General features: G+C 65.8%; 27 protein-coding genes. 9 read left to right on the top strand and 18 right to left on the bottom strand.

Annotated elements, in window-relative coordinates:
- Window positions 1-47: 47 nt before the first annotated feature.
- From AC2FAN_RS09485 to AC2FAN_RS09505, 5 genes are all read right to left on the bottom strand, one after another.
- Window positions 48-1,007, bottom strand: coding sequence for a formylglycine-generating enzyme family protein (locus tag AC2FAN_RS09485; protein WP_485173532.1), 960 nt, complete (start codon window positions 1,005-1,007; stop codon window positions 48-50).
- Complete coding sequence (locus AC2FAN_RS09490) at window positions 1,000-1,923, bottom strand: polyphosphate kinase 2 family protein (protein ID WP_485173533.1); 924 nt, start codon at window positions 1,921-1,923, stop codon at window positions 1,000-1,002. The genes AC2FAN_RS09485 and AC2FAN_RS09490 overlap by 8 nt, the downstream gene beginning before the upstream one ends.
- Window positions 1,924-2,193: 270 nt before the next feature.
- Window positions 2,194-3,792 (bottom strand): arylsulfatase, encoded by a 1,599-nt coding sequence (locus AC2FAN_RS09495; RefSeq protein ID WP_485173534.1) that lies wholly within the window; start codon window positions 3,790-3,792, stop codon window positions 2,194-2,196.
- 111 nt (window positions 3,793-3,903) lie between these two features.
- Window positions 3,904-4,671 carry a hypothetical protein gene (locus AC2FAN_RS09500; RefSeq protein ID WP_485173535.1) on the bottom strand — a complete coding sequence of 256 codons (768 nt, stop codon included), beginning with the start codon at window positions 4,669-4,671 and terminating at the stop codon, window positions 3,904-3,906.
- Between the two features lie 193 nt (window positions 4,672-4,864).
- Window positions 4,865-5,110, bottom strand: coding sequence for a hypothetical protein (locus AC2FAN_RS09505; protein ID WP_265051173.1), 246 nt, complete (start codon window positions 5,108-5,110; stop codon window positions 4,865-4,867).
- Window positions 5,111-5,286: 176 nt separating this feature from the next.
- Here AC2FAN_RS09505 and AC2FAN_RS09510 point away from each other — a divergent pair, with 176 nt between their 5' ends.
- From AC2FAN_RS09510 to AC2FAN_RS09520, 3 genes are all read left to right on the top strand, one after another.
- Window positions 5,287-6,309, top strand: a complete 1,023-nt coding sequence (locus AC2FAN_RS09510; protein ID WP_265051172.1) for a SphA family protein — start codon at window positions 5,287-5,289, stop codon at window positions 6,307-6,309.
- 142 nt (window positions 6,310-6,451) lie between these two features.
- Window positions 6,452-6,925 (top strand): Cys-tRNA(Pro) deacylase, encoded by a 474-nt coding sequence (gene ybaK / locus AC2FAN_RS09515; protein WP_265051171.1) that lies wholly within the window; start codon window positions 6,452-6,454, stop codon window positions 6,923-6,925.
- A gap of 125 nt (window positions 6,926-7,050) precedes the next feature.
- A complete protein-coding gene (locus AC2FAN_RS09520) occupies window positions 7,051-8,673 on the top strand; it encodes an ABC-F family ATP-binding cassette domain-containing protein (protein WP_485173536.1) in 1,623 nt (540 codons plus the stop codon).
- Between the two features lie 127 nt (window positions 8,674-8,800).
- Here the strand turns inward: AC2FAN_RS09520 and AC2FAN_RS09525 are convergent, their stop codons facing one another.
- The 4 genes from AC2FAN_RS09525 to AC2FAN_RS09540 form a co-directional block, all read right to left on the bottom strand.
- A complete protein-coding gene (locus AC2FAN_RS09525) occupies window positions 8,801-9,730 on the bottom strand; it encodes a glutaminase (protein WP_265054966.1) in 930 nt (309 codons plus the stop codon).
- A gap of 87 nt (window positions 9,731-9,817) precedes the next feature.
- Window positions 9,818-11,008: a diguanylate cyclase domain-containing protein gene (locus AC2FAN_RS09530; protein ID WP_485173537.1), complete on the bottom strand. Its 1,191-nt coding sequence runs from the start codon at window positions 11,006-11,008 to the stop codon at window positions 9,818-9,820.
- 145 nt (window positions 11,009-11,153) lie between these two features.
- Complete coding sequence (locus tag AC2FAN_RS09535; RefSeq protein ID WP_485173538.1) at window positions 11,154-11,849, bottom strand: class I SAM-dependent methyltransferase; 696 nt, start codon at window positions 11,847-11,849, stop codon at window positions 11,154-11,156.
- A gap of 228 nt (window positions 11,850-12,077) precedes the next feature.
- Window positions 12,078-12,833 carry a Crp/Fnr family transcriptional regulator gene (locus AC2FAN_RS09540; RefSeq protein WP_265051168.1) on the bottom strand — a complete coding sequence of 252 codons (756 nt, stop codon included), beginning with the start codon at window positions 12,831-12,833 and terminating at the stop codon, window positions 12,078-12,080.
- A 164-nt stretch (window positions 12,834-12,997) separates the two neighbouring features.
- On the opposite strand from AC2FAN_RS09540, the gene AC2FAN_RS09545 reads away from it, so the two are divergent.
- Entirely contained in the window at window positions 12,998-13,279 is a 282-nt protein-coding gene (locus tag AC2FAN_RS09545) for a hypothetical protein (RefSeq protein ID WP_265051167.1), read from the top strand.
- Between the two features lie 136 nt (window positions 13,280-13,415).
- Window positions 13,416-14,297 carry a transglutaminase family protein gene (locus AC2FAN_RS09550; RefSeq protein ID WP_485173539.1) on the top strand — a complete coding sequence of 294 codons (882 nt, stop codon included), beginning with the start codon at window positions 13,416-13,418 and terminating at the stop codon, window positions 14,295-14,297.
- A gap of 3 nt (window positions 14,298-14,300) precedes the next feature.
- Here the strand turns inward: AC2FAN_RS09550 and AC2FAN_RS09555 are convergent, their stop codons facing one another.
- From AC2FAN_RS09555 to AC2FAN_RS09565, 3 genes are read right to left on the bottom strand one after another with little or no spacing between them, the layout of a single operon-like run.
- Window positions 14,301-15,953, bottom strand: a complete 1,653-nt coding sequence (locus AC2FAN_RS09555; protein ID WP_485173540.1) for a sensor histidine kinase — start codon at window positions 15,951-15,953, stop codon at window positions 14,301-14,303.
- Window positions 15,953-16,540 carry a sigma-70 family RNA polymerase sigma factor gene (locus AC2FAN_RS09560; protein ID WP_265051164.1) on the bottom strand — a complete coding sequence of 196 codons (588 nt, stop codon included), beginning with the start codon at window positions 16,538-16,540 and terminating at the stop codon, window positions 15,953-15,955. Before AC2FAN_RS09560 ends, AC2FAN_RS09555 begins: the two co-directional genes overlap by 1 nt.
- Window positions 16,527-16,751, bottom strand: coding sequence for a NepR family anti-sigma factor (locus AC2FAN_RS09565; protein ID WP_265051163.1), 225 nt, complete (start codon window positions 16,749-16,751; stop codon window positions 16,527-16,529). Before AC2FAN_RS09565 ends, AC2FAN_RS09560 begins: the two co-directional genes overlap by 14 nt.
- Window positions 16,752-16,963: 212 nt before the next feature.
- Between AC2FAN_RS09565 and AC2FAN_RS09570 the strand changes: the two genes are divergently transcribed.
- Both AC2FAN_RS09570 and AC2FAN_RS09575 read left to right on the top strand, forming a co-directional pair.
- Window positions 16,964-17,758, top strand: coding sequence for a response regulator (locus AC2FAN_RS09570; protein ID WP_476805341.1), 795 nt, complete (start codon window positions 16,964-16,966; stop codon window positions 17,756-17,758).
- Window positions 17,759-17,885: 127 nt separating this feature from the next.
- Window positions 17,886-18,863 (top strand): extensin-like domain-containing protein, encoded by a 978-nt coding sequence (locus AC2FAN_RS09575; protein ID WP_485173541.1) that lies wholly within the window; start codon window positions 17,886-17,888, stop codon window positions 18,861-18,863.
- A gap of 7 nt (window positions 18,864-18,870) precedes the next feature.
- On the opposite strand, the gene AC2FAN_RS09580 is transcribed toward AC2FAN_RS09575, so the two are convergent.
- Window positions 18,871-19,104, bottom strand: a complete 234-nt coding sequence (locus AC2FAN_RS09580) for a hypothetical protein (protein WP_265051161.1) — start codon at window positions 19,102-19,104, stop codon at window positions 18,871-18,873.
- A 176-nt stretch (window positions 19,105-19,280) separates the two neighbouring features.
- Here AC2FAN_RS09580 and AC2FAN_RS09585 point away from each other — a divergent pair, with 176 nt between their 5' ends.
- Complete coding sequence (locus AC2FAN_RS09585; RefSeq protein ID WP_265051160.1) at window positions 19,281-19,712, top strand: DUF992 domain-containing protein; 432 nt, start codon at window positions 19,281-19,283, stop codon at window positions 19,710-19,712.
- Between the two features lie 164 nt (window positions 19,713-19,876).
- On the top strand, window positions 19,877-20,257 hold the full coding sequence (locus tag AC2FAN_RS09590) for a response regulator (RefSeq protein ID WP_265051159.1): 381 nt from the start codon (window positions 19,877-19,879) through the stop codon (window positions 20,255-20,257).
- A 2-nt stretch (window positions 20,258-20,259) separates the two neighbouring features.
- Here AC2FAN_RS09590 and AC2FAN_RS09595 read toward each other — a convergent pair whose 3' ends face one another.
- From AC2FAN_RS09595 to polA, 5 genes are all read right to left on the bottom strand, one after another.
- Window positions 20,260-21,651: a sensor histidine kinase gene (locus tag AC2FAN_RS09595; RefSeq protein ID WP_485173542.1), complete on the bottom strand. Its 1,392-nt coding sequence runs from the start codon at window positions 21,649-21,651 to the stop codon at window positions 20,260-20,262.
- 78 nt (window positions 21,652-21,729) lie between these two features.
- Window positions 21,730-22,155, bottom strand: a complete 426-nt coding sequence (locus AC2FAN_RS09600) for a hypothetical protein (protein WP_265051157.1) — start codon at window positions 22,153-22,155, stop codon at window positions 21,730-21,732.
- A gap of 2 nt (window positions 22,156-22,157) precedes the next feature.
- On the bottom strand, window positions 22,158-22,517 hold the full coding sequence (locus AC2FAN_RS09605; RefSeq protein ID WP_265051156.1) for a DUF883 C-terminal domain-containing protein: 360 nt from the start codon (window positions 22,515-22,517) through the stop codon (window positions 22,158-22,160).
- A gap of 116 nt (window positions 22,518-22,633) precedes the next feature.
- On the bottom strand, window positions 22,634-23,710 hold the full coding sequence (locus AC2FAN_RS09610; protein WP_476805347.1) for an AI-2E family transporter: 1,077 nt from the start codon (window positions 23,708-23,710) through the stop codon (window positions 22,634-22,636).
- A 142-nt stretch (window positions 23,711-23,852) separates the two neighbouring features.
- Window positions 23,853-26,894 carry a DNA polymerase I gene (gene polA, locus AC2FAN_RS09615; protein ID WP_485173543.1) on the bottom strand — a complete coding sequence of 1,014 codons (3,042 nt, stop codon included), beginning with the start codon at window positions 26,892-26,894 and terminating at the stop codon, window positions 23,853-23,855.
- Between the last annotated feature and the right edge of the window lie 8 nt (window positions 26,895-26,902).

Here is a 26,902-nt window from a genome sequence, read left to right on the forward strand (position 1 = left end):
GCGCCGTCCTCTTCGCTGTCCGTGGTTGGTGATCGACTTCCGAGACATCAGCGCTCGCGGACCACGCAGCGAAAACCGACATGGCTGGTGGAGGTGTCGACGGGCTCGGCATGGCGCGCCGCCGGCCGGTAGCGCCGGCAGTAACTCGGCGCGCACAAATGGGAGCCGCCCTTCAGTACCTTGCGGGGAATGTGGATCGTCGGCTGGCGGGGATCGTAGCTCTCGGCCTCCGGCCCCCCGCGCGGGTTCTGCGGCACGCAACAGGCCTTGGGGGCGTCGGCCTGATGGCGCACCGACCAGAAATCGGATGTCCACTCCCAGACATTGCCGATCATGTCGTAGAGGTCGTAGCCGTTCGCCGGGAACGCCTTGACCGGCGAGGTGCGGGCCCAGCCGTCATCCTTGGTGTTCTCGCTGGGGAAATTCCCCTGCCAGATATTCGCCATGTGACGGCCGGCCGGCACGAGCTCGTCGCCCCAGGCGAATTCGGCGTCTTCTCGCCCGCCCCAGGCGGCGAATTCCCACTCCGCCTCGGTCGGCAGCGATTTGCCGGCCCACGCCGCATAGGCCTCCGCGTCGCGATAGGCGACATGGACGACGGGATGGTCGTCCATGCCCTTGATCGAGGATCCCGAACCGTAGGGCTTGCGCCAGGTCGCGCCGAACTTGAACGTCCACCACTGCGCCCAGTTGCGCAGATCGACGGGATGCGACGGCGGATCGAACATCAGCGATCCCGCCCGCAGCATATGCGGGAGGGCGCCCGGGTAATCCTTCGGGTCCGGCGCGATCTCGGCGAAGGTGACATGGCCGGTCGCCTCGACGAAGGACCGGAACTGCCGGTTCGTGACCAGCGTCGCATCGATCCAGAACGGGTCGACGCTGACGCGATGGCTCGGCGCCTCCTCCGGATAATGCTTGTCCGACCCCATATGGAAGGTGCCGCCGGCAATGCGGATCATCCCCTCGGTCGCAGCGGGCACGTCCAGAATAGCAGCGTCAACCATCGTCTCGGCCTTTCGTCAGGCGGCTCCCGCCGAGATCGCCCTCGGCCAGAAGTTCTTTCCGCGCCTGCGCCATCGCCTCGCGCGCGTCGTCATCGACCTTCGGGAATTTGAGCTTGCACTTTTCCAGACAATCCACGATCGCAGCAGCGACGAACAGCCGAGTGAACCACTTGTTGTCGGCGGGAACAACATGCCAGGGCGCCGTCTTGGTCGCGGTACTGGCGATGGCCTCCTCATAACTTGCCTGATAGGCGTCCCAGTGGCGGCGCTCGGCGATATCGGCGGGATCGAACTTCCAGTTCTTGTCGGGCTGGTCGATCCGCTCCAGCAGGCGGCGGCGCTGCTCGTCCTTCGAGAGATGAAGGAAGAATTTCAGGATGATGGTCCCGTTTCGCGTCAGGTGGTGCTCGAACTCGCGGATGCTCTTGAAACGCTGCTGCCAGACGTCCTTGCCGATCAGCTTCGGCGCCAGCCCCTGTTTCTTCAGCAGCTCGGGATGGACGCGGACGACGAGGACCTCCTCGTAATAGGACCGATTGAAGATGCCGATCTCGCCGCGCCCCGGCAGCGCGCAGGTGGCGCGCCAGAGGAAGTTATGGCTCAGCTCCAGCTGGCTCGGCGCCTTGAAGGAGGTGACCCGGCAACCCTGCGGGTTCACACCGGACATGACGTGTTCGATCGTGCCGTCCTTGCCGGCGGTGTCGATCGCCTGCAGCACGATGAGCACGGACCAGCGCCTGCCGGCGTAGAGCCGCTCCTGCAGCTCGTGCAGTCGTCCTACGCCGTCCTGCAGCAGCTGCTTCGCCGCGTCCTTGTCGATATCGAGCCCGCAGGTATCGGCGGGGTCGAAACGCTTCAGGCGGAAGCCGTCTCCGTCGGTCACCCGGAAGCGCTCGATGATGTCATCCGGCCGCATCGCGGGAGCCTTCCAATCCAGGGTTTCGGCAACCGTTGCAATGCGGCATCCCGCTCGACATTTTCCGGCTGAGCATCTCCGATCTTCCACCTTCCCGTGCAGAAAGAAAGCTCTTCGATCCGGCTTCAGCTTGTGGGCGATGGCCCCTCAGGAAAAGCCGCGACATCCGGAAGAGAAACTTCATGAGCACCGGAGCACCCGTCGGTAAACGAGGCCAATTCGGGCAAGGGCCCGGTCGGCGGAGTGCGCCGACCGGGTTTGTGCGTCTCGCTACTTGGGAGCAGCCTTGGCGGCGTTGGCCTTGATCTTCGCCTCCACGTCGCGCGCCACCTGATCGATCGAGAAGCTCGGCGCTTCCTGGCTCGGCGGATATTCGATGAAGGTTTCGAGGAAACCGGCCGCCTTGGTCACCAGCCAGCCGGCCAGATAGACGTTGTCGACCAGCCAGGCATTGTACTGGTCCGAGACGATGTCGGCGCGCTCGAAGGGGTCCATGCGCAGGTTGAAGATCTTCGGCACGCGCAGGCAGACGAAGGGCTCCTTCCAGACGTCGAAGCCGCCGGGATACTTCATCTCGCAGAACACGGCCTTCCAGTTCTCGTGGCGATAGGCGACGAGCACGCCGTCATCGTTGAAATAGGCGAAGTCGGTGCGGTTGCCCTTCGGCTGCTGGCCGGTCAGGTAGGGCAGCTGGTTGTAGCCGTCGAGATGGACCTTGAAGGTCTTGTTCTCGACGCTCGTACCCTTGAGCAAGCGCTCCTTGACGTCCGTGTCGCCGGCCGCAGCGAGCAGGGTCGGGAACCAGTCGAGGCCTGAAAACATCTCGTTGGAGACCTCGCCCGGCTTGATCTTTCCAGGCCAGCGGACCATGGCCGGCACGCGGAAGGCGCCTTCCCAGTTCGAATCCTTCTCGTTGCGGAACGGCGAGGTCGCCGCATCCGGCCAGGAGAAGCGGTTCGGACCGTTATCCGTGGCGTAAATAACGATGGTGTTGCTGGCAATGCCGAGATCGTCGACCGCCTTCAGCAGCTTGCCGACATCCTCGTCGTGCTCGAGCATGCCGTCGGCATAGTCGTTGCCGGGCATGCCGCTCTTGCCCTTGTTGGCTTCGCGAATATGCGTGAACACGTGCATGCGCGTCGTGTTCATCCAGGTGAAGAACGGCTTGTTGGCCCGGACCTGACGCTGCATGAAATCGATCGCGCCGGCGGTCGTCTCGTCGTCGATCGTCTCCATCCGCTTCTTGGTCAGCGGGCCGGTATCCTCGATCTTGCCGTCGGCAGAGGCCTTGAGCACGCCGCGGGGCGAGTTGGCCTTGACATAGGCCGTGTCCTGCTTGGGCCAGTACGGCCGCTCGGGCTCCTCCTCGGCATTGAGATGGTAGAGATTGCCGAAGAACTCGTCGAAGCCGTGCCGGGTCGGCAGATATTCATCGCGGTCACCGAGATGGTTCTTGCCGAACTGCCCGGTCGCGTAGCCGCGGGCCTTGAGCGCCTGGGCAATGGTGATGTCGCGGTCCTGCAGGCCGACCGGCGCGCCGGGAATGCCGACCTTGGTGAGGCCGGTGCGCTTGGGCGTCTGCCCCGTGATGAAGGAAGAGCGTCCCGCCGTGCAGCTGTTCTCCGCGTAATAATCGGTGAACATCATGCCTTCCTTGGCGATCCGGTCGATGTTCGGCGTTCTGTAGCCGACCAACCCCTGCGTGTAGGCACTGATGTTCGACTGGCCGATGTCGTCGCCGAAGATCACGAGGATGTTCGGCCGGATGGGCGGCGATGCAGGCGCAGGCTGCTGAGCCTTCGCCGCGCCCCCCGAGAGACCCAGGACGGCAGCCAGTGCTGCCGCGGCCAGGAATTTATGGCGTTCCATGAAATGCTCCTGGTTTCACATTGCAACCGTGGAGACATAGCTGACACAGCGTTCGTCCGCGCACGCCGCCGAGCATTGCATGGACCAATTTGGGGCTTAAGCCTGTAACGGTTACGGAACCCGGCCTTGTGCGCGCCGGCGCAGGCCGATGGCCGCGGACATGGCGCTGGTCGCGTCGGCGGCGAGATCGTCGACGCCCTCATAGCCGGATGCGCTCGCGACCACGTAGTCGCGGAAGCTGGTGGCCAGGACCTCGCCTGTTGCGAGATCGCCCAGGCGCCAGGAGTAACGCATCTTGGCATCGACGGGGCGAACCGCGATATCGAGCGAAAGCGCCTCATGCGGCGCACAGTAGATGGCCTGGATCGCGTCGGCGGCCGCACGGCGCTCGTCCGGCGGCACGACATGGACGGTGAAGGAAGCCTTCTGCAGCGTCATCGCGAGCGCATCGACGAAGAGCTCGGCGCGTGCCGCCATGTCTTCATTGCCCCGCCCGGTATGATCCTGAACGATCACTTGCGCCGAGAGCAGCGGCATGCCGGCCCTCTTCTCGGCGAGATCCCCGCCGGCCTCCGCGCCGTGCGCCAAGGCAGCCCAGTCGAATGCCGGCACGTAACTGCCCTTGGGAAGCGAAATCCTGACCGCCGCTTCAGATCCCACCTGCTCGTAATAGGATGCCAGGGCCGCTCTCAAGCGTGTCGCCTCGATCCTGACGATCGGATCCGTCGCCGGATCGAAGGCTTCATCGCGTCCGAAGACATCGACGCCGATCGTATAAGCCTTGATGCGATCCGCCGTGCCTCTGATGGCCTGCGTCACCACGAAGGACAGGAAGCGCCGGTTGCGCTCCGAAAGACGCAGTTCATCGGAAGTCAGCAATCGTTCGAGAGCTCCGAAGACCTGTTCGGCCCCCGGTGGTTCCCGCCTGCTGTTCAAGCTCTCGCCCATCGCTTCGTCCTCGCCGCTGGACCGAAACCACGTCGATATAATGTACGCTGTTCCAAGTATGACGTGCAGTTGGCCGTGTCAGCAAGCCTGAAGACGCATGGCACACTCGCGATTCCCGACGACCTTAAGAAATTCGCTTCAGGATATCTTGCTCTGTCGCGACCATCAGCGAGCGATACTCTTGCGCCCGTTCGGGGGCAGCGGGCGACGGAGACTTGTCCCAGTAGGAAGCCGCCTCGCAGGCGACTTCATAGGCTTCGCACAACTCCGCAAGCCGCGCATCGCTGCCGAACCGAGCCTTGAGCGCTGGGCGCTTTTGTGGCCACCGGAGCATCAGGCGAGCCAGGCCGCGTCTCTGCGCGTTTTCCATCGCCACGCTTTCATCAGACGAACGGACACATGAATAGTGTGACTCCAGTCCTCGCCGTCGGGACACCATGTAACCGTAACAATCCTGTTTTCGCCTGCAGCAATCGTCAGGCCGCTCGCCTTGACGACCCCAGCAAATCGGTCCAGCGTCCGCATGAGGGGTCAGGGACATCAATCATGCGGCGTATAGGTACGGCTGTCTTCGCAGCAACGGCATGGGTTGCTGTCGGTGCCGTTCCCGATGCGGTCTTCGCCACCGAAAGCGGCGCCAGCCTTTTCGTTCCCGGACTTCGCGGCCCCGGCGCCGGCATCGTCCCGCCACCCGGCTTCTACTTCGAGAACGACTTCTATTCGTACTCAGGACGCCTTTCGGCAAGCACGCAGACGCAGATTGGCGGCTCCGTCCTCACCAATGTCAAGGTCCAGGCGCGCGTCAACTTCGCCACGCCGACCTGGGTCACGCCTGTCGAGATTCTCGGCGGCAACCTGGCCTTCGCCGTCACCCTGCCTTTCGGCCAGCCGCGCGTCAGCGCGGGAGCGCTGATCGCCGCGCCTCGTCTCGGCCGCGGGTTCGGCGTGAAGCTGCGGGATTCGGAATTCCTGTTCGGCGATCCCGTCATGACGAGCTTCGTCGGCTGGCATGCCGGCAACTTCCATTGGCAGGTCGGCGCCGCCGTCAACATTCCTTCCGGCACCTATCAGGATGGCCAGCTGTCCAACCTGTCGTTCAATCGCTGGATCGGCGATCTCTACGCGGCGGCAACCTGGTTCGACCCGAAGATCGGCCTCGACATCTCGGGCGCCGTCGGCTTCGAGATCAACGGCAAGAACGACGATACCGACTACAAGAGCGGCAATGCGGTCCATGGCGACCTCGCCGTCACCTATTCGCTCACCAAGGAGCTGACGGTCGGCGCCCAGGTCTCGCATTATCAGCAGGTCACGGCGGATAGCGGTGCCGGCGCCTCCCTCGGGCCCTACAAGGGGCGCACGACGGCAATCGGCGGCTCGATCGGCTATACCTTCGTCGTCGCCGGGACGCCTGTCTCGACGCGCCTCAAGATCCTGCGCGAAGTCAGCGTCGAAAATCGGCCGCAAGGGACGATCGGACTGGTCAGCGTCGCCTTCCCGCTCGGCCATGTCGCGCAGGCGGCGCCACCTCCGGAACCCGTCCCCGGCGCCCGCGTGGTGAAGTACTAACCGCGCCCGTCGCTCAGGCTGCGTCGGCATCAGCTTGAAGCATGGCCCTTTTCGGGCGGCCGGCGAATGGCTATCAGGCTCCCATGGCGACGGCGACGACCGCCGTGCCGGTTTTGCCGGAAGCCCCGATAGCCGCGAGATCATGGCCCAGACGACACCCGCCACATTGGCGCTGAAGCAACTCGGCATCGCGTTCGAACTGCGCAGCTATGCCTACGATCCCAACGCGGAACGCGTGGGGCTGCAGGCGGCGGAGGCGCTGGGCGAGCCGCCGCAGCGCGTGCTCAAGACGCTGATCGCGCAGGTCGACGGCAAGCCGGTCTGCATCGTGCTCGCTTCCGACCGCGAGGCCAGCATGAAGAAGGTCGCGGCGGCTTTCGGCGGCAAGGCGGCGGCGATGATGCCGGTGCCGGATGCCGAGCGCCTGACCGGCTACAAGGTCGGCGGGGTCAGCCCCTTCGGCCAGAAGCGCAAGCTGCCGACGATCGTGGACGAAGCCGCCTCGGGCGAGACGCTGGTCTACGTCAATGGCGGACAGCGTGGCCTGCAGATCGCGCTTGCGCCCGCCGATCTCCTGAGCGCGGCGGGTGCTCGTAGCGCTGCCATTTCAGTCTGATCGCGGCCTCGCGCCGCCTTTCCCCATTCTCCGTGATCGCGTAGAGCGCTTTCCAGACAGATCAGATCGCCATCCCGTCATTGCGAGAAGGGCGGCCGGCACACGCTTCAAGGTTTCCCAACTCTATGATTCGCCTCGAGAACATTAGCAAGCAGAACGGAAAGCAGATCGTCTTCATCGAAGCCTCGGCAGGGCTTCTGAAGGGCGAGAAGGTCGGGCTGGTCGGCCCCAACGGCGCCGGCAAGACCACGCTCTTCCGGATGATCACCGGCGAGGAGGCGCCCGACGAAGGGGTGGTCTCGATCGATCGCGGCACCACCATCGGCTATTTCAGCCAGGATGTCGGCGAGATGGCCGGCCGCAGCGCGGTCGCCGAGGTGATGGACGGCGCCGGCCCGGTCAGCACGGTCGCGGCCGAGCTCGCCGAGCTCGAAGCGGCGATGGTCGATCCCGACCGGGCCGACGAGATGGAGGAGATCATCACCCGCTATGGCGAGGTGCAGGGCCGGTTCGAGGAACTCGACGGCTATGCGCTTGACGGCCGGGCGCGCGAGGTTCTGGCGGGGCTGGGCTTCAGCGAGGAGATGATGGAGGGCGATGTCGGCGCGCTCTCCGGCGGCTGGAAGATGCGCGTCGCGCTCGCCCGCATCCTGCTGATGCGGCCCGACGCGATGCTGCTCGACGAGCCTTCGAACCATCTCGACCTCGAAAGCCTGATCTGGCTGGAATCCTTTCTCAAGGGCTATGACGGCGCCTTGCTGATGACCTCGCATGACCGCGAGTTCATGAACCGCATCGTCGGCAAGATCGTCGAGATCGATGGCGGCGCGCTGACCAGCTACTCGGGCGATTACGAGTTCTACCAGCAGCAGCGGGCGCTGGCCGAGAAGCAGATGCAGGCGCAGTTCGAGCGCCAGCAGGCGATGCTCGCCAAGGAGATCGCCTTCATCGAGCGCTTCAAGGCGCGCGCCTCCCATGCCTCGCAGGTGCAGAGCCGCGTCAAGAAGCTGGACAAGATCGAGCGTGTCGAGCCGCCGCGGCGGCGCCAGACCGTCGCCTTCGAATTCCAGCCCGCACCGCGCTCAGGCGACGACGTCGTCAGCCTCAAGAACGTGCACAAGGCCTATGGCAGCCGGAGCATCTATGACGGGCTGAACTTCCAGATCCAGCGCAAGGAGCGCTGGTGCGTGCTCGGCGTCAACGGCGCCGGCAAGTCGACGCTGCTGAAGCTCGTCACCGGCACGGCCGAGCCCGATACCGGCATCGTCAACATCGGCGCCAGCGTGAAGCTCGGCTATTTCGCCCAGCATGCCATGGAGGTGCTCGACGGCGAGCGCACGGTGTTCGAGGCGCTGGAGGACCGCTTCCCGCAGGCGGGCCAAGGCTCGCTCAGGTCGCTGGCAGGCTGCTTCGGCTTCTCCGGTGACGATGTCGAGAAGCGCTGCCGCGTGCTCTCCGGCGGCGAGAAGGCGCGCCTGGTCATGGCGATGATGCTCTACGACCCGCCGAACTTCCTCGTGCTGGACGAGCCGACCAACCATCTGGACATCGCGACCAAGGAGATGCTGATCACCGCGCTCTCGCAATATGAGGGCACGATGCTGTTCGTCTCGCACGACCGCCATTTCCTGGCCGCGCTGTCGAACCGTCTTCTGGAACTGACGCCGGAAGGCGTCCACGCCTATGGCGGCGGATACACGGAATACGTCGCCCGCACCGGGCAGGAAGCGCCGGGATTGCGGAGCTGAGGGGAAAGCACGCCGTCATTCTCGGGCGAAGCGAAGCGCAGACCCGAGAATCTCCCTCAAGAAAAGGCTCCCGAGCCTCCGCGTCCCGAGATGCTCGGGTCAAGCCCGAGCATGACGAGCCTTCCCTCTACCGGGCGAAGACCGACCAGCCGGTGGCGTCCGCAAGACGTTCCAGCGCCAGCGTGCCGAGCAGGGAATTGCCGTTGGCGTTGAGGCCGGGCGACCAGACCGCGATCGCGGCCTTGCCCGGCGCGATGGCGAGAATGCCGCCGCCAACGCCGGACTTGCCGGGCAGGCCGACGCGGAAGGCGAAATCGCCCGAGGCGTCGTAATGGCCGCAGGTCAGCATCAACGCGTTGATGCGGCGCGCGCGCTGGGCCGATACCACGCGCGAGCCGCCCGGCTCGTAGAGCCCGCCATGCATCAGGAAACGCCCGGCCATGGCGAGCTGGCGGCAGCTCATGGCGATGGCACATTGGTGGAAATAGACGCCGAGCGTCAGCTCCGGCGGATGGGTGATGTTGCCGAAGGCCTTCATGTAGTTGGCGAGCGCGATGTTGCGGAAGCCGGTGGCCTGCTCGGCCCGCGCCACGGCCTCGTCGATGATGACCGCGTCGTCGTCGGCGAGATAGCGGACGAAGCGCAGCAGTTCGCCGATGGCGACGCGCGGCTCATGGCCAGCGAGATTGACGTCGGCGACGACCAGCGCACCGGCGTTGATGAAGGGGTTGCGCGGCACGCCCTGCTCGCGCTCGAGCTGGACGATCGAATTGAACGGCGTGCCGGAGGGCTCGCGCCCGACGCGACGCCAGAGCGTATCGCCGACCTTGCCGAGCGCCTGGGTCAGCGCGAAGACCTTGGAGACGCTCTGGATCGAGAAGGGCTCGTCGCTGTCGCCGGCAGCGTGAACCTCGCCATCCGCGGTGACTACGCAGAGCCCGAACTGGTGGGGATCGATGCGGGCGAGCGGCGGGATATAGGTCGCGACCTCGCCGCGCTCGCCGGCGTCGCGCATCTCGTCGGCAATGTCGCGGACGAGCCGCCCGATATCCGTCACGCTGCGATCCCGGCTGTTGCGCGCTTCAGGCAAGCCCGAGCGGGCCGGCGGGTCAAGCCCGGCGGAACAGGCGATGGACATCAATCATCAATGGAGGCGGAGCGCCCCACCTGACGGGCCACCGTCGATCGCGGGGCGTTGGGCGGCGATGATGCAGAGCGACTTGCCGCGCGACTTCGCCTGATAGAGCGCGGCATCGGCCGCCGTCATCAGGCTGTTCATGTCGCGGCCATGCTCGGGGGCCAGCGCGATGCCGATCGAGGCGCCGATGTGAAGCTTGTGCCCGCTGTCGAGCTCATAGGGCTCGGAGATCTCGCGCACGATCCGCTCGCCGAAACGCTGGAGCTGGACGCGCTCGGTCTGCTCGGAGAGGACGACGAACTCGTCGCCGCCGATGCGGGCCGCAATGTCGGAAGCGCGGACGAGGCCGCGCAGCCGCTCGGCCACGAGCTGGAGCAGGGCATCGCCGGCCATGTGCCCGTAGCTGTCGTTGACGGCCTTGAAGCCGTCGAGGTCGAGATAGACCAGGGCAAGCCCGCGTGGCGCCGCCTCGCTCTCGAACCTGCTGGTGAAGGCTGTCGCCAGCCCGGCCCGGTTCGACAGCCCCGTCAGCATGTCATGCCGCGCGTGGAAGGCGTTCTCGCGCTCCGCCCGCATCGTCGAGATCAGCATCGCGTTCAGCTTGTAGGCCGCGACCGTCATGCTGAAGAGATAGAACGGGATCTGCATGAAGGTGATCAGCATGATCGGCTCGGAGAGGAACGGCGCCGCCAGCACGCAGGGCCCGAGCGTCAGCACGATCATCACGCCGGCCATGCGCGGCGCGGCGAAATTGCGGAAGCAGATGCCGCCGACCATCGCGGCGGCGGACAGGCAGGCGAGCGCCGCCGCCACCCAGTCGCCGCTCGTCAGGCTGAGGAAGGTCCCGGCCCCGATGCCGGCCGCCCAGGCGATGCCGAGCAGGAGATAGAAATCCGTCGGTGTCGAGTCGCCACGGGCGGCGCGACGGCGTGCGCTCATCAGGACGAGCAGGCGCACGAAGCAGCAGATGACCTCGAAGGCGCACCAGAGCATGAACGGCAGGGTCGGAATGCGCAGCGTGATCAGAAACGAGACCGCCAGCGAATTGATCACGCCGCCTGCGAAGATCGGCAGCGTGCCGTAGAGGCTGCCCACCAGCGCGACCCGGATCTCCGGCGGAACATCCGGACCAGCATCCGCAAGCCAGCGCGTCACGCGCCAGCGCGGCAGGCTGAAACGGAGGACTGGGGCACTCATCGGCTGAACCGGCTCCTCTGGCGAACAGGCCAGCGGGGCAGCCGGTCGCAAAGGGCTGCGTAACAGCGAGGTATTACGATTCGGTGAGGAAAGCCGCGCGAATCACGCCCGGCCTGCAACGCAGGGATGCCGAAAGCTCATATCTTCAACGATTTTGACGATAAACCCAGACGCGTGCGGGCGGGATGTTGCGCAGCACCCAGTCCGATACGAACGCCTTGAGGCCCGAGCCCTTGCGCGGGATCGGCGAGATCACCGAATAGGTGAACTGGATGAAGGGTGCGCCCTGCACGAGTAGGGGGAACGCCTCGCGAGCCAGCGCCGAGCGCGTGGCCGGCGGGCGGTTGAACAGCGGCAGGCTCGAGACGAGCGCGATCGCCTTCTCGTGCAGATGGCCGGAAAGCGTGGCGGCGAGCGCATAGGCATCGCCCTCCACAACGGTGGCGCGCGGAAAGCGCCGGCGCAGGAGCTCGCAGAACTCGGGGCTGTATTCGACGAGGATCAGCCGGCTTTCGTCGATGCCGCGCTCGATCAGCGCTTCGGTCACCGGGCCTGTGCCGGGGCCGATCTCGATGACCGGGCCGGGTTGCTCCGGATCGACGAAGGATGCCATCCGCCGCGCGAGCGCCGGGCTCGACGGCGTCACCGAACCCGTGCGGCGTGGATCGTCGATCCAGGATTTGATGAAGCGGGCCTCATCGCCAAGCTTCGCCTTGGCCTCGCTGACGCGGCTCTTGAACTTCTCCGCGGTGCTGCGGACCTCGCTCTCGACCTTGTAGCGGACAGCCGCCACCTTGAGCTTGGCTTCGGCGACGCTGTCGACGAGGTCGGCGGCCGTCACCCGCATTTCGCCTTCGATCCGCGACGCTACACGGGACTGCCCGAGGCGAGCGGCAAGCGACGTAGCGCGCGGACGATGACGAACCGTCGAAGACATGGCACCCCTTGATCGCCGCAGAGACGACGCGTCTGACGCGGACGAACGTTACCTGTGCGGCATATGGGGTCAAGAGCGGCCGCCCGCCAAGCTCTTTTCCGCTTTCCAGCCAACAACCATCGGACAAACGCTTCAGATCAGCGGCCTGGGCGTCGAATTCTGCTCGTAGACCGAGGCCATACGCGCCGTCAGGCGCGGATTGAGCAACGTCAGACGCCCTCCCGACAGCGAGAACAGGCCAGCCTTGCGCAGGCGCGACCAGGTCTTGCTGGTGTGGACGAGCGAGAGGCCGAGTGCATCGGCAAGCTGCTGCTGCGAGAGCGGAAAGGCGAAGCTGTCGTTGCTCACCAGGCCAAGCGCATCGGCCCGGTGATAGAGCGAGATCACCAGCGCCGCGACGCGCTCGCCTGCGTTGCGCTGGCCCACCGACGTCAGATTATCGTCGATCAGACTCTCCTCGCGCGAGCCCAGCCACGCCAGCTCGTAGGCCAGAGACGGCATTTTCACGAACAGGTCCCAGATCCGCCTGCGCGAGAAGACACAAAGCTCGACCTCGGTGAGTGCCTCGATGCCGTGCTCGGAAGCGCTGAGCAGAGAGGCCTGCAGGCCGACGAGGTCGCCCGGCAGCAGGAAATTCAGGATCTGGCGGCGCCCATCCGGCAGGGATTTGTAGCGGAAGGCCCAGCCCGAATAGAGCGTATAGAGTTCCGCATCCTCCTGTCCGGGGTGGATGATGTCGGCGCCTGCCGGCAGCGCGCGATGATCGATCTTCATCGCCTGGATGAATCGGATCTCGTCGTCGGTCTTGTCCTTGAAAGCGGGTTTCAGCCGCAGCGGGCAGGCAAGGCAGGGCGTACCCAACCGTCCCTGCTTACTGACGATGTTCATGAGCGGATCGATCCCCCGAGGCCGATGCGGAAAGCGCCGGCAATCGCCCAACGCGCACAGGCGGCCACGCGTTCCCTGCCGGGACCAAGGGAACCATCAGGGCTTCCGTCGCGTTTTCCTGCTGAAACCCGACGTTTGGCGTCGGAAAGCGTTGGGAGACAGATATGCCGAAAGCCAGTCTTGCCCCGGCTGCACGAGCCCTCCTCTTCTTCGGATTCATGGGCGCAGCCGTCACCGGCCTGACGCTCGGAGCACAATTGCAGGCGCCGACCGACCAGAGTTCGACCACCGTCGCGATGGCCAAGGGCGAGCGTGATCAGGCTGCCGATCTCCGGTTCGCGGCGGTCGATCGCTCAGACCGCGCGCAGAGCACCGCGAAGCGTGCGATCGCCTCGCCTTCGCAGCAGGCGATGGCGGGCGGGCTCGTCACGCATATCGTGCGCTGAGCACGTGAGGATCTAAAAATGCGTAGCGGCGGAACCTGACGGGATTTCCCGCGTTACATGCGCGACGCATCCTCGCGTCGCACTTCAAAGCCGCCTCTGGCGGCTTATTTTTTGGCTTCTTGCAGGCGGAAACCCCATGCTGCTGCGCATTCGGCACGCAACGACCTACCGCTATGCCCAGCCCGTGGCCTTCGGTCCGCACCGGCTGATGCTGCGGCCGCGCGACAGCTTCGACCTGCGTGTCTTCGACACCGCGCTCTCGATCTCGCCGCACGCCCATCTCACCTGGATGCATGACGCCTACGGCAACCCCGTCGCCATCGCGAATTTCAAAGCCGAGGCCGATACGCTCGAAATCGTCAGCATCCTGACGCTCCAGCGCTTCGGCTCGGCCCTGCCCCGGACCGAAATCAAGCCCGGGGCCGCGCTCACCGGCGTGGTCTACAGCGAAAACGAGCGAGCGGTTCTCCAGCCTTTCCTGATGCTCGCCAGCGCCGACCCCGACAAGCATCTCGATCGCTGGCTCGCAGATTTCAGAGCCCGGATCGGCCAGGGCTCGGGCCATCTTCTGCGCGATCTGGCCCATGCGATCCACGATGCGCTTTCCTATGCCGTGCGCTTCGACGAGGGGACGCAGCATCCCGTCGATACGCTAGAAAACTCCAGCGGCTCGTGCCGCGACTATGCCTGGCTGTTCATCGAGCTCGCCCGGCGCATGGGTTTCGCCGCGCGCTTCGTCACCGGCTACATCCATGACCGGAGCCTGGAGGCGTCTTCGCTGATCAGCGCCGTCGGGCTGACCCATGCCTGGGCCGACGTCTTCATCCCCGGCGATGGCTGGGTCGAATTCGACCCGACCAATGATCTCGTCGCCGACCGGCAGCTCCTGCGTGTCGCTGTCGCGCGCGTGCCGGAGGATGCCTCGGCCGTCGCAGGCAGCTTCGTCGGGCCGGCCGGCTCCTTCCTGGGGCTCAGCGTCGGCGTTGCGATCGAACCCGCGCAGGCCGCGCAGCCATAGCGCTCAGACGGCGTGCCTGACGCGCCAGCGGCCGAGCGAATGGCTCTGGGGATCGGCCGTCTGAACGGCCTCGATCTGGGCGATCAGGCCGGCGAAGATGCGCGGCGGGGCGCCATGGCTGATCTCGCGGTCGGCGTCGAGGCCGACTTCGATCGTGGCTTCATCGATATCGACGACGCTGACCGTAATCCGCACTTCGGGCGTGCTGCGCAACGCGCGCGAAGCGACATCCGCCACCAGGAACCCCAATGGGATGATGCGGTCGACCGAGAGTGTCGCCGTGGTATCGATCCGGCTCGTGACCCACTGGTCGCGGCTGCGGATCAGGTTCGAGATCATCGTGACGACATCGTCGAGGAACAGGTCGACGCGGACCGGCTGCATCTCGCCGTCGGCCAGGGTGAAGCGATAGGCGGCAGAGAGCACATGGACACGGCACTCGGCATCGGCGAGCGCCAGCCGGGCCTCGTTGCGATAATCGCGCTTGCTCAGGCCGATATAGCTCTGGACGACCTGCAGGCTGTTCTTCACCCGATGATGCAGTTCGCGCACCAGAAAGCGGTTGTCGTCGAGCGCGGTCTGGAGCCGGCGCTGACGCACCTCCTGCTCGTCGACCATGGCGTTGAAGGCTTCCGCCACGCTGCGGATGTCGCTCGGCATGTCGTCGGCGATCGCCGCTCTCGTCCGCCCCAGGGAAGCCCGAGCCCGTGCGGCCGCCTCGATGCCGCGCAGCCAGCGAACGCAGTGCTTGTCGATCGCCCGCAGATAGACGAGGCAGAGCAAGCCAAGCGTGATGAGCGGCGCCAGCAGAAGCACCATGAACTGCACGCGCGCGGCTTTGGCAGGTCCGTCGTCGAAGCTGGCTATGACGAAGAAGTCCGGCTCGGCGACCATCCGGGCCGTATAAATGCGGCCTGGACCTGACCGGCTTGGTGCCGTCCAGCGCTCGCGCCCGGTCGGGAGGCGATCCTGCTGCGGCAGCCATGACATGTCGGCATCCTCGCCGCGGCTGGCCACAACAGCGCCACCACGGCCGATCAAGGCGACATTCATATCCCGGCCGCCATCGCCGAGGTCGAACACGTTCTCCAGCAGATCCGGAGTCGTCAGGAGAAGGGCCTCCTGCAGCCCCCCGCCCGAGGCCTGTTCGTCCGCCATCAGAACGGCGAGGTAACGACGACCCGCGAGCGTGACCTGATCGTAGCGAAGCCTGCCGAGATCGGCTCCGTTCCAGGTCGCGACAGAAGAAAGCCCGGCAAGTTGCCGGGCGACGTTGCTCATCACCTCGCTTGATAGATCTGCGTCGAGAGAGCCCGCGCAAACGCGTCCGTCGGCGCTGCGCAGGAAGAACGCACGGAAGCCGCTCGCCCGTTTCAACGCCCCCAGCGCGGCCTCTTCGCAAACAGCGCCGTCGAGGCGCGCATCGATCGCCACCGTGCCGAAGGCGAGCAAAGCCCGTGAAGCGCCGCGATACCAGACCCGTGTCCGCACCGCGAAGTCATCGACGGCCCGGGCCTGTGCGGTTTCGATCGTCGCTATGGCGGCCCGGTAGGTTGCATAGGCTGCGAATGCGGAGGCACATCCGACCGGCACCGCAATGGCGATCAGCAGGGCCAGAAGGCGCCCGCGAACGGTGCTGATTTTCGCCAGACGCATCAGGAACCAACAGGTTCGGAACCGACCCTTTGCATCGCGGCCGCACTGGTGCGGTCCGGCCCGAGATCGTCGACCCCGCCGATCGAGAGCAGTTCGGCGAGCTTGGTCCGCGCCCTATTGACCCGGCTCTTGATGGTGCCGATGGCCACGCCGCAGATGTCCGCAGCCTCTTCGTAGGACAGGCCGGTCGCACCGACCATGATCAGGACTTCCCGCTGCTCCTCGGGGAGCTTCGCCAGCGCCTTGCGGAAATCGGCGAGGTCGAGATGGCTCTCCTGGTTGCCATGGGTCGCCATGCGCTCGGCATAGGTGCCCTCGCTGTCCTGCACCTCGCGGCCGCGCTTGCGATAGAGGGAGTAATAGGTATTGCGCAGGATCGTGAACAGCCAGGCGCGCAAGCTCGTGCCCGGTTCGAACTTGTCGGAATTGCCCCAGGCCTTGAGCAGCGTATCCTGCACCAGATCGTCCGCCAGCTGCATCGAGCCAGACAGGGAAGCCGCGAAGGCACGCAGATTGGGGATTTCGCGGATCAAGCCATCCTTGAACTCGTTGGCTTGGGCAGCGGTCCTGGCGTCACTTGCGCTCATCGGACGACGCTCCGGCTGCGCGCTGTTCGGTGGCTTCAAGCTGCGCCAGCAGGACGAGGAACTTGTCCGGCACGGGCGCGTTCACGATGTCGTCGTAATGGGCCTTCAGCGAGCGACCAATGGATTCCTGCACCTTCGGGTCCAGAACCAGTTCGAAGTCGTCACTATCGCCTCCGTCGGGTTCGGACATCGCTGCATCCAGATTGCTCATATCAGCCCTCGCGCCACTACCGAGCCTGCTTTTCCAGCAAGTCCCGCATTCCGTTTCTTCGTCGGCGAAACCAAAGCCCAGTGGCGGTGGCGACACCAATGCGCCGTAATAACAGCCTAGATTCCAAAAAGTTCCGCATCCGACAAAAAATAAATTCCTTGTCAGCGGCCCATCCTAAGCCATTATTTCGGCACGATAAAAGGGATGCGTTCATGTCGATCGCCAAAGAAATTGCGCCTCATCTTCCTTACCTGCGCCGGTTTGCCCGAGCGCTCACCGGCACGCAAACCAGCGGCGACGCTTATGTCGTAGCGATGCTGGAAGCGCTGGTGGCTGATCCTTCCGGCTTCCCTCGCGGGATCGACCCGCGAATCGGCCTCTATCAAGCCTTCCTGAAGCTATGGTCCTCGGCCAGCGTCGATACGCGCGAGCCGATCGTCGAGCTCACGCGGGCTCCGGCCGAACGCAATCTCGAAGCGCTGACCCCGCGACCACGGCAGGCTTTCCTGCTGCGGACCGTCGAGGGCTTTTCCATCGAGGAGGTCGCGACGATCATGGGCATCAACCCGGGCGATGCCGCCACGCTGGTCCAGACCGCCGGCCAGGAGATCGCGGAGCAGGTTGCAACCGACGTGCTCATCATCGAGGACGAGCCGATCATCGCGCTCGACATCGAGACGATGGTCGAGGAGCTCGGCCATACCGTCACCGGCGTCGCCCGCACCCAGCGCGAAGCCATCGCTCTCGTCGCGAAGAAGCGGCCAGGGCTCGTGCTGGCCGATATCCAGCTCGCCGATGGCAGCTCGGGTCTCGATGCCGTGAACGAAATCCTGTCTTCGATCGACGTGCCGGTGATCTTCATCACCGCCTATCCCGAGCGTTTGCTCACCGGCGACCGGCCCGAGCCCGCCTTCCTGATCACCAAGCCTTTCCAGCCGGAAGCGGTGAAGGCAGCGATCAGCCAGGCGCTGTTCTTCGACCGGCGCGCGGGTCGCAAGGCCGCCTGAACCGGCGTTTTCCCACCGTCGAAGCCCGCGGCGCGACCGCGGGCTTTTTTTGTCGCGGGCTCGGGAACAAGCCCCGTCATCGAGCGTTCGCGTCACGATGTCGGTTTGGTATCCGGTTCGGGAGGGCGTGGGCCATGGCGATGACCTGCTTGTCAGCAGCAGTCGCGGCGAGTTCGATCGCGACAGCGTTGTTTTCGGGAGCGGTGGCGCCTGGAGCGCTGAGCGGGGAGGTTTTGTCGCTGGCACTTGCAGCCTTGACGAGCCTCGCCGTCGCCGGCGCCGCGGCCCTCGACGGTTGAGTTCTGCGATACGCTCCGGCCACGCCAAGGCCGCCCTGATCGCGATGGCCGTCTGGGTCTGTCCCTGTGTCGCGTCGGCACAGGCAAAACCCGCTCCTTCCGCTTCCGCCGGCCCCCTGCCCCCGCCGCGACCTGCGGAGCTTCTCCCGCGTGCACCCGTCGAGCGGAACGTGGTCAAGCCGCCGCAACCGGAGCAGCCGGCGCCGGCCGAGCCGACGCCATCGAGCGCATCGACATGCCTGTCCAGGCTGGCGGCCATTCCCGGCAACCGGATCGAGCCGGCCGTGGCGGAGCTCGGGCAAGCCGACGCGGCCTGTCGCGTCGAAGAGCCGGTTCGCCTCCACGCCCTCGCGCTCCGCGGAAGCAGGGCAGCGCTCACGGTCACGTTCGATCCGGCGCCGCTCGTCAGCTGCGCGATGGCATCAGCCGTCGCCGATTGGCTCGACACCAGCGTTCAGCCGCTTGCGCAGGGACATTTCGCTCTGGGATTGACGGGGCTGCGTGTCGGCGGAGGGCAGGAATGCCGAAGGCGCAACCGCGCTTCGGCCGGCCCGATCAGCGAACACGCGACGGGTCAGGCTCTGGACATCTTCGCCTTCAAGCTGGCGGAAGGCGGCAAATCGGAAGTGATCTCGGTCGAGAAGCCTTCGGGACTTGCGCAGAACCGCTTCCTCGATGGCGTGCGTCAATCGGCTTGCGGAGCCTTCATGACGGCGCTGGGACCCGGCTCAGACGCCGCACACGCCAATCACCTTCACGTCGACATCCAGGCGCGGCGCTCGCGCGCATCACGCTTCTGCCAGTGAACGGAGCCTATTCCGAGATGTCGAACCGCATGAGGAACGATTGCCGCTCCGGGGAATCATCGGCATCGTCCACATCGACGAGTCTCGGGCCGGCGCGCCGCGCTGCCATCACCGCCAGCGCCGCATCGCAATCGAGCCCGGTCGCGATCAAATCCTCGAGCTCCCAGAACGGCGGCAGGGCCGGGTCCGGAGCCGGATCGTGAATTATTGGGATTTCTCCCAGCGGGCGACTCACGGACATCGACGTTCCCATGCCAAGATGAAGCGCCAACGCAACAAGCTTCCTTTGGTTCCTCTAAGCCGGAACTGTGGGATTCTTGAGGCGTTCCGTCCGTCACCTCGCCAGGAGCCTACGCGATGACTTTTGGGCAACCCCGTCTCCTCCTTGCCCTTGCCGCCCTCGCTGGCCTGGCAAGCATGTCCACCCCTGCGCTGGCCCAGTCGAGCGAACCGCCGACAGGCCGGCTGTCCTGCACAGTCAGCGGCGGCCTGGCGCCGGTCGTGACGGCGCAGAAGCCGATGGAGTGCCGTTTCCGCCCCCGTCGCGGACCCCTGCAGCACTATACCGGCATCGTTCGGAGCTTCGGGCTCGACCTCGCCTCCGTCCGCAGCGCCGCGCTGGCCTGGCGCGTCTACGGCCCCTATGCGCGTGCGCCGCTGGGAGCGCTCGCGGGCCAGTACAAGGCGACAGGCGCAACGCCCGGAGCGGGAGGCAACACCCTCGTGGGCGGCGACAACAACGCGGTGACCCTGCAGCCGCTGCCTTTCCAGGGCAATCGCGGCATCAATGTCGCTGTCGGCGTCACCAGCTTCGAGCTGACGCTCGTCGCTCCCGGCCGGCGGCGCTAAGCTGAAGGCAAAAAAGACCCAAGATTACGTTTTGCTAACCCTGACTTGGCAAATTCGATTCAAAATCGAGGCTTTTCGGGCCTTACTGAGCGAGAGCAGGAACATCGCCAATCCTATGACGTTATCGAGCCGTGCTGGGATTGCAGTGAGTGAGAAGCCGGTCAATGGCTGATATCCGCGTTCTGATCGTCGAAGATGACCCGTTCATCGCGATGGACATCGAAAGTGCCGTCGCAGAACAGCTCGGCGCCGATGCCGAGCTGATCGTGGTCGAATCCGTCGCAGAGGCGAGACGTGCCGCGTCTCGCCAGCTTTCCTGTGCCCTGCTCGACATCGATGTCGTCGGGGGGAAGACCTTCGAGGTCGCGAGCGCGCTCCAGCAGACCGGAACGCCGTTCGCGTTCGTGTCGGGTTCCGCTCCGCATGAGGTGCCGGCGCCGCTGCGGAACGCCCGCTTCCTGCGCAAGCCCTTCTCGATCCGGGAAGTCGCAGCTTTCGTCGTGAGCGCGATAGAGCCCGCTCCCGACGAGACCGTTCAGGGTTAGCGTCAGGCCGAGGCTGGCGGGGTCTCCCGCTTCGGAAAGATCACCCTGATCCGTGTTCCCGGACGTTCTCCTGCTTCAGCATGCAGCGGCCGGCTCATCATGCTCGCCCGCATGCTGCGCAGCAGGCTCGCGATCACCGTCTGCCCAAGCCCCTTGTTCTGAGCTTCGGCCGGGAAACCGACGCCGTCATCCTCGATCGTCATGGCCAGGACCGGCACGCCTTCCACCTCATCCTGGGCAAGCCGGATGGTGATGCATCCCGACATGCCGTCGGGAAAGGCGTGCTTGATCGCGTTGGTCACCAGTTCGTTGACGATGACGACGAAGGACACCGCATCGCGCCCGGGAAGGCGGATCGACTCCATGTCGAGATCGATCCGGATCGGGCGGCCTTCCGCAGCCTTGCCGATCTCGGCCAGCAGGTCCTCCATATAGGGACGCGCATCGATCTCGTCGGTCTCGATGTCGAGGCGCAGGCGGCGCTGGCCGGCCGCAATCGCCTGGATGCGGGACTGCGCCTGCGCCAGCGCGGCCTTGACCGCGGGCTGCCGTGTCTGCCGGCTTTGAACATTGAGCAGGGCCGAGACCATGGCCAGGTTGTTGCCGACGCGGTGATTGACGTCGCGCAGCAGCGCCTCGATCCGCAGGCGCTCGCTCTCGAGCTGGCGGGTGCGCTCGCCGACGATCTGTTCGAGCTCGGCGTTGCTGACCGCCAGCGCGGCGGTGCGGCGCTGGCGCCGGCGCAGCTGCTGCCAGGCCGCGAAGGCGAGCCCTGCGAGCGCGACGACGATGCCCGTGCTGCTCCAGAGCCGCCTGCGCTCCTCACGCCGATAGAGCGAGAGGAGACGGGTGTTCTCGGCCTGCTGGATCTCCTGCACCGTGTCGCGCAGCCGGTCCATCGCCGCAATGCCGCCGGCATCGCGCACGAGCGCGATCGCCTCCTCACGGCGTCCGGCCCGCTCCAGCGTGATCGTGCGATCGAGTTCCTCGAACTTGATGCCCATATCCTGACGCAGCTTCGCCACCTGCGCCTTCTGGGCCGGATCGGCATCGACAAGCGCAGCCAGGATGTCGAGCTCGGGGCCAGCCGTCGCCCGCCCTTCGGTGAAAGGCTCGAGATAGCTCGGCTGGCCGGTCAGGAGAAATCCACGCTGACCCGTCTCCGCATCGCGGAGGCGGCCGAGAAAGCGCTCCGCGCGTTCGCGGATCTCGATCGCATGCGAGACAAGATCCGCCGTGCGCCGGGCCTGCTGATTGATCAACGCAGCCACGATCACCGCCACGGCGACGACACCGATCGCGATGACCGTAGTCGTTGCCGAGCGGAGCCGTGTGCTGAAGGCCGGAAGGGCCGGAAGCGAGAAGCGGCTACGGGGCCTCACCTGATCGGACATGCCAGCCTTGTTAAAGGACGCATGCCGACATCCCTATGTAAAATGACACGGCCCGTCCACCGCCATGGGCGCCTCGGATCAAGCCTCTTCGTCGTCCTCTGCCCCGCCGGCCACGATCTGACGGCCGAGAATTGCGCCAAGGACGACGATTCCGCCAGCCAGGGCCAAGCGCCAGCTCATGCGCGAACCGATCAGCTTTGCGGCGAGGGGGGCGGCGGCGAGCGCAGCCGTCGCGGCCGGACGAGGCGGCCTGCGTCGGCCCTTGACGTAAAGCGCGATGCAGAAGGCGAGGAGTGCCGTCGCAAACAAGCCGCCAGCGATCCAGAGGCTTGCGGCAATCCCCCCGTAGCGAAGCATCAGCATCGTGTGCAGGGCATTGAGCGCGTAGCCGCCGGCGCAAAGCACCAGCAGCGCCGCCAGGCCGAACAGGCCGTAGACGATGACATTGCGCTTCACCGCGCCGGAGATTTCCGAAGCGATGAAAGATCCGATCCCCCCGAACATGATCAGCGCGCCGACAGGAAGCCGACGAACAGCCCGACCGCCGCCGCCAGCCCGAGCGCGCGCAGCGGCCGCTCGCGGATCTCGTCCTCGATCAGCTTTTGCAGCTCGGTCGCCTGCTCCTTGGCGATGTCGACCATCTTGTCGGTATCCACGCCAACGGCGCGCAGGCGCTCGCCGACGGTCGCGGCGATATCCTCGGCGCTGCGCGTCAGCGTATCTTCCAGCGCGCTCGCCTGGCGCTTGGCGCGTGCTCCGGCGCTGCGTGCCTCCGCAGCGACATCCTCGGCGCCGCCTTCGACCTCTGCCTTGGCTCGCTTGGCGGCAGCAGCCGCCTGACGTTTCGCGGATGTCGTGGTTGCCATGACGATGAGTTCCTGTCGCTGTTGAATAGGGAATGGTGCCGATGCAACGTCGCCGCCGCAAGGGGCACTGCCTGTGTCGCAACGCGTCCACTCCGGTTCTGTTCCGGGCGCGGCACTCAGGCGGCCTGTGCCTCCGGCTTCTCTTCCGCGTCGGCCTTGGCCTTCTCGCGGCGGTAACGCGTGAATTCTTCCTGCGCCACCATGGCCACGATGACGATCGGGGTCGAAAGCACGGCACCGATCGGTCCCCATAGCCAGAGCCAGAAGATGAAGGAGATGAAGACGAGGAAGGGCGAGATCGTCAGCCGGCTGCCGACGAAGACCGGGGTGATCGCGTTACCCTCGAACAGATGGAGGACGTAATAGGCCGCAGCCGGCCACAGCGCGGCAAGGAGCGATGGAGCGTCCAACAATGCGCCCGCCAGCAGCAGGACCGCGACGAAGATGGGCCCGATGAAGGCGAGGTAATTGAGCATGAAGGCGAGCGCGCCCCAGAACAGCGGAAACGGCAAGCCGGCGATCCAGGCGATGGTCATGGTCAGGAAGCCCATGCCGAGATTGATGATCGTCACCAGGCCGAAATAGCGCGCTACCCGCTCCTCGATCTCCTCGAAGAACGAGCCCGCGGACCGGCGCGCGCCGCGGCCGAGGCAGAGCCGGAGCACGCGCGCCTTGAGATGGCGACGCGTCGCCAGCCAGAAATAGACGGTCGCGACGAAGATCAGCATGCCGCCGGCGGCCGCCGAGGACGACATGGCGATGTCGAACAGGGGATTGCCCTGGGAAACGCTGAGCTCGGCACCCTTGCCGGTGATCGATGCGACGCCGCGCTTGAACTCGTCCATGAAGGCGAAGACGCCGGCGAGCTTGGCCTGCAGCGCCGCCATCATGGCCGGCGCCTGGTCGCTCCAGCCCGCGACGGGCACAGCAAGGATGCCGATCCCGCCGAGAAGCAGGCCGACGAAGAGCAGCATCACCAGCGCCGCGGCCGCCTGTTGCGGCACATTGTGCCGGACCATCCAGTCGACGAGAGGCCCCAGGACCAGCCCGAAGATCACCCCCGCGATGACCGGCATGGCGATGACCTTGGTCAGCGCGAGCGAGGCCGTCGCCAGGATGACGAAGATGCCGACGATGGCGTAGCGGACGATGAGGTCATGCTCGTAGGGTGTGACCTCTTCGGTCTCGTCCACCGGTTCCGTCTCCGCCATGTAACGCGGAAACGGCCTCCAGGCCGATGAGCTGAGCATGATCCTGCTTCCAACGCGCGACCCGCGCCCCCCCTGGCGCGCCGGGAATGTTAACGCGGGAATGGTCAGCCCGGTTCCGGTCGGCTCAGTGGGCCTCGTCCCAGTTGCCGGCGGCGCGGGCCTCGACGGCGAGCGGCACGCGCAATTGCACGGCGGGATGCGGCGCGTCGACCATCACCTTCTCGATGATCGGCAGGGTCTTCTCGACCTCTTCCTCCGGCACCTCGAAGACGAGTTCGTCATGGACCTGCAAGAGCATGCGGGCGTTGAGCCGGTTCGCGGTCAGGGCCGAATCCATACGCGTCATGGCACGGCGGATGATATCGGCGGCCGAGCCCTGGATCGGCGCGTTGATCGCCTGGCGCTCGACGAAGGCGCGCTCCGACGGGTTCTTCGAGGAGACCGCCGGGAAGTGGCAGACGCGGCCGAAGATGGTCGTGACCTGGCCATGGGCGCGTACATGGGTCTTGGTCTGGTCCATGTAGTCGCGGATGCCGGGGAAGCGTTCGAAGTACTTACGGATATAAGCGCTGGCCTCTTCCCGGCCGATGCCGAGCTGGTTGGCGAGGCCGAACGCCGAGATGCCGTAGATGATGCCGAAATTAATCGCCTTGGCGCGACGGCGGACCTCGCTCGGCATGCCCTGGACGGGCACGCTGAACATCTCCGAGGCCGTCATCGCATGGATGTCGATGCCATCGGCGAAGGCCTGCCGCAGCTGCGGGATCTCGGCGATATGGGCGAGCAGGCGCAATTCGATCTGGCTGTAATCGGCCGAGACGAGCTTGAAACCCTTCTCCGGCACGAAGGCGGTCCTGATCTTGCGCCCGGCCTCGGTGCGGATCGGGATGTTCTGCAGGTTGGGCTCGGAGGAGGAGAGCCGGCCCGTCGTCGTCGCCGCCAGCGCATAGGAGGTGTGGACCCGGTTGGTCTGCGGGTTCACATAGGCCGGCAGCGAGTCGGTATAGGTCGATTTCAGCTTGGCGAGCTGGCGCCACTCCAGAATCTTGGAGGGGAGCGGATGGCCCTGCTCGGCGAGCTCCTCCAGCACGCCGGCGCCGGTCGCCCATTGGCCGGTCGCGGTTTTCTTGGCGCCTGCTAGCCCCATCCGGCCGAACAGGATGTCGCCGAGCTGCTTGGGACTGCCGATGGTGAACTTCTCGCCTGCGAGCTCGTAGATCTCGTCCTCGAGCCGGGCCAGCCCCTGCGCGAAATCGCCGGAAAGCCGCGACAGGATCTGCCGGTCGATGGCGATGCCGCGCTTCTCCATATTGGCGAGTACGGCGACCATCGGCCGCTCCAGCACCTCGTAGACCGCCGTCTTCTTCTCGGCGGCGAGGCGCGGCTTCAGCGCGAGCCAGAGCCTGAGCGTGACGTCGGCATCCTCGGCGGCGTAGTCCGTCGCGCGGTCGAGCGGCACCTTGTCGAAGGTGACCTGAGCCTTGCCGGTGCCGGCGACCTGCGAATACGGGATCGTCTCGTGGCCCAGATGGATTTCCGAGAGCTTGTCCATGCCATGGCTGTTGATGCCGGCATCGAGCGCATAGGAGATCAGCATCGTGTCCTCGACCGGGAACACGGTGAGACCGTGGCGCTCCAGAATCAGCAGATCGTATTTCAGGTTCTGGCCGATCTTGAGCACGCCTGCATCGGCCAGCAGGGGCTTCAGCGCCGCGACCGCCTGCGCCAGCGGGATCTGATCGGCGAGCAGCCCTTCGTCGAACAGGCCGCCATCGCCGCCGCGGTGCTGGATCGGGATGTAGCAGGCGCGGCCCGGCGCCACAGCGAGCGAGATGCCGATGAGATCGGCCTGCATCGCGTCGAGCGAATTGGTCTCGGTGTCCACAGCGACATGGCCGGCCTCATAGGCCCAGCCGATCCAGCGTTCAAGATCGGCAAGCGTGCGCACGCATTCATAGGTCGAACGGTCGATCTTCGCCGCGATCGCCTCGTTCTTGCGCGTGGCGGCGAGATCGGCCGGCTTCATCCAGCCGGCTTCGCCACCGGTAGCCTCGGGCGGGGTCGCCGAGGCGGACGGCGTCGCCGTCGTCACGGCCGAAACGGCATCCTCGAGCGCGTCGGCGCCGACATAGAGCGCCTTGAGTTCCGCCGCGCGCGAGCCGCCCGGGGCCAGCGCCGGGTCGGCGTCGATCGCGCCAATATCGGCCTCATAGGCCTCGGCGACGCGCTTGGTGATGGTGGTGAATTCCATCGCCTTGAGGAAGGCGACGAGCTTCGCCGGGTCCGGCTGCTCCAGCGTCAGGTTTTCCAGCGGGGTCTCGACCTTCACGTCGTCAACCAGCGTGACCAGCTTGTGCGAGATGCGGACCTTCTCGACCACCTCGGGGTTGGTCAGCGTTTCCCGGCGCTTGGGCTGCTTGATCTCGCCGGCGCGCGCCAGCAGGGTTTCGAGATCGCCATATTCGCCGATGAGCTGAGCGGCCGTCTTAATGCCGATACCGGGCGCGCCCGGCACGTTGTCCGTGGCATCGCCGGCCAAAGCCTGCACATCGGTGACCTTGTCGGGCGTGACGCCGAAATACTCGACGACCTCGGGCTCGCCGATGCGCCGCTCGGCGCGGAAGCCCGCGCCCTTCTTCTGGTCGCCGGAGGCAGGGTCGTACATCGCGACGCCCGGCCCCACGAGCTGCATCAGGTCCTTGTCGGCCGAGACGATCAGCACCTCGGCGCCGGCCTCGCGCGCCTGCTTGGCATAGGTCGCGATCAGGTCGTCGGCCTCGTAGACATCCTGCTCGACCGGGATCAATCCGAAGGCGCGGACAGCCTCGCGCATCAGCGGGAATTGCGGGATGAGATCGGCAGGGGGCTCGGAGCGGTTGCCCTTGTAGGCCGGGTAGATCGCCTTGCGGAAGGAGTTCTCCGACTTGTCGAAGACGATGGCGAGGTGCGTCGGCCTGACGCCGAGCACGCCCTCGCGCACGAACTGGAAAAGCTTGGTGGCGAAGAGCCGGACCGCGCCCGAGGGCAGCCCGTCCGAGCGGGCATTGTATTTCCGGTCCTGGTTGATCGACTGGAAATAGGCCCGGAAGATGAAGTTCGAGCCGTCGACCAGGAAGAGGTGGTCGCCGGGCTTCAGGGCGGGGGCGGTCGTGGCTGTCTCGCTCATGGCGCGGA

This window comes from Allobosea sp. RIT-PG3_2 (assembly GCF_057321085.1).

Bases quoted from the DNA above. Each gene is read 5' to 3' on its own strand.
- AC2FAN_RS09550 (WP_485173539.1), top strand. From the start codon at position 13,416: ATGCTGCTGCGCATTCGGCACGCAACGACCTACCGCTATGCCCAGCCC.
- AC2FAN_RS09530 (WP_485173537.1), bottom strand. From the start codon at position 11,008: ATGAGTGCCCCAGTCCTCCGTTTCAGCCTGCCGCGCTGGCGCGTGACG.
- polA (WP_485173543.1), bottom strand. From the start codon at position 26,894: ATGAGCGAGACAGCCACGACCGCCCCCGCCCTGAAGCCCGGCGACCAC.
- ybaK (WP_265051171.1), top strand. From the start codon at position 6,452: ATGGCCCAGACGACACCCGCCACATTGGCGCTGAAGCAACTCGGCATC.
- AC2FAN_RS09510 (WP_265051172.1), top strand. From the start codon at position 5,287: ATGCGGCGTATAGGTACGGCTGTCTTCGCAGCAACGGCATGGGTTGCT.
- AC2FAN_RS09520 (WP_485173536.1), top strand. From the start codon at position 7,051: ATGATTCGCCTCGAGAACATTAGCAAGCAGAACGGAAAGCAGATCGTC.
- AC2FAN_RS09605 (WP_265051156.1), bottom strand. From the start codon at position 22,517: ATGGCAACCACGACATCCGCGAAACGTCAGGCGGCTGCTGCCGCCAAG.
- AC2FAN_RS09505 (WP_265051173.1), bottom strand. From the start codon at position 5,110: ATGGAAAACGCGCAGAGACGCGGCCTGGCTCGCCTGATGCTCCGGTGG.
- AC2FAN_RS09545 (WP_265051167.1), top strand. From the start codon at position 12,998: ATGCCGAAAGCCAGTCTTGCCCCGGCTGCACGAGCCCTCCTCTTCTTC.
- AC2FAN_RS09540 (WP_265051168.1), bottom strand. From the start codon at position 12,833: ATGAACATCGTCAGTAAGCAGGGACGGTTGGGTACGCCCTGCCTTGCC.
- AC2FAN_RS09595 (WP_485173542.1), bottom strand. From the start codon at position 21,651: ATGTCCGATCAGGTGAGGCCCCGTAGCCGCTTCTCGCTTCCGGCCCTT.
- AC2FAN_RS09555 (WP_485173540.1), bottom strand. From the start codon at position 15,953: ATGCGTCTGGCGAAAATCAGCACCGTTCGCGGGCGCCTTCTGGCCCTG.
- AC2FAN_RS09580 (WP_265051161.1), bottom strand. From the start codon at position 19,104: ATGTCCGTGAGTCGCCCGCTGGGAGAAATCCCAATAATTCACGATCCG.
- AC2FAN_RS09565 (WP_265051163.1), bottom strand. From the start codon at position 16,751: ATGAGCAATCTGGATGCAGCGATGTCCGAACCCGACGGAGGCGATAGT.
- AC2FAN_RS09600 (WP_265051157.1), bottom strand. From the start codon at position 22,155: ATGTTCGGGGGGATCGGATCTTTCATCGCTTCGGAAATCTCCGGCGCG.
- AC2FAN_RS09560 (WP_265051164.1), bottom strand. From the start codon at position 16,540: ATGAGCGCAAGTGACGCCAGGACCGCTGCCCAAGCCAACGAGTTCAAG.
- AC2FAN_RS09570 (WP_476805341.1), top strand. From the start codon at position 16,964: ATGTCGATCGCCAAAGAAATTGCGCCTCATCTTCCTTACCTGCGCCGG.
- AC2FAN_RS09490 (WP_485173533.1), bottom strand. From the start codon at position 1,923: ATGCGGCCGGATGACATCATCGAGCGCTTCCGGGTGACCGACGGAGAC.
- AC2FAN_RS09585 (WP_265051160.1), top strand. From the start codon at position 19,281: ATGTCCACCCCTGCGCTGGCCCAGTCGAGCGAACCGCCGACAGGCCGG.
- AC2FAN_RS09495 (WP_485173534.1), bottom strand. From the start codon at position 3,792: ATGGAACGCCATAAATTCCTGGCCGCGGCAGCACTGGCTGCCGTCCTG.
- AC2FAN_RS09485 (WP_485173532.1), bottom strand. From the start codon at position 1,007: ATGGTTGACGCTGCTATTCTGGACGTGCCCGCTGCGACCGAGGGGATG.
- AC2FAN_RS09590 (WP_265051159.1), top strand. From the start codon at position 19,877: ATGGCTGATATCCGCGTTCTGATCGTCGAAGATGACCCGTTCATCGCG.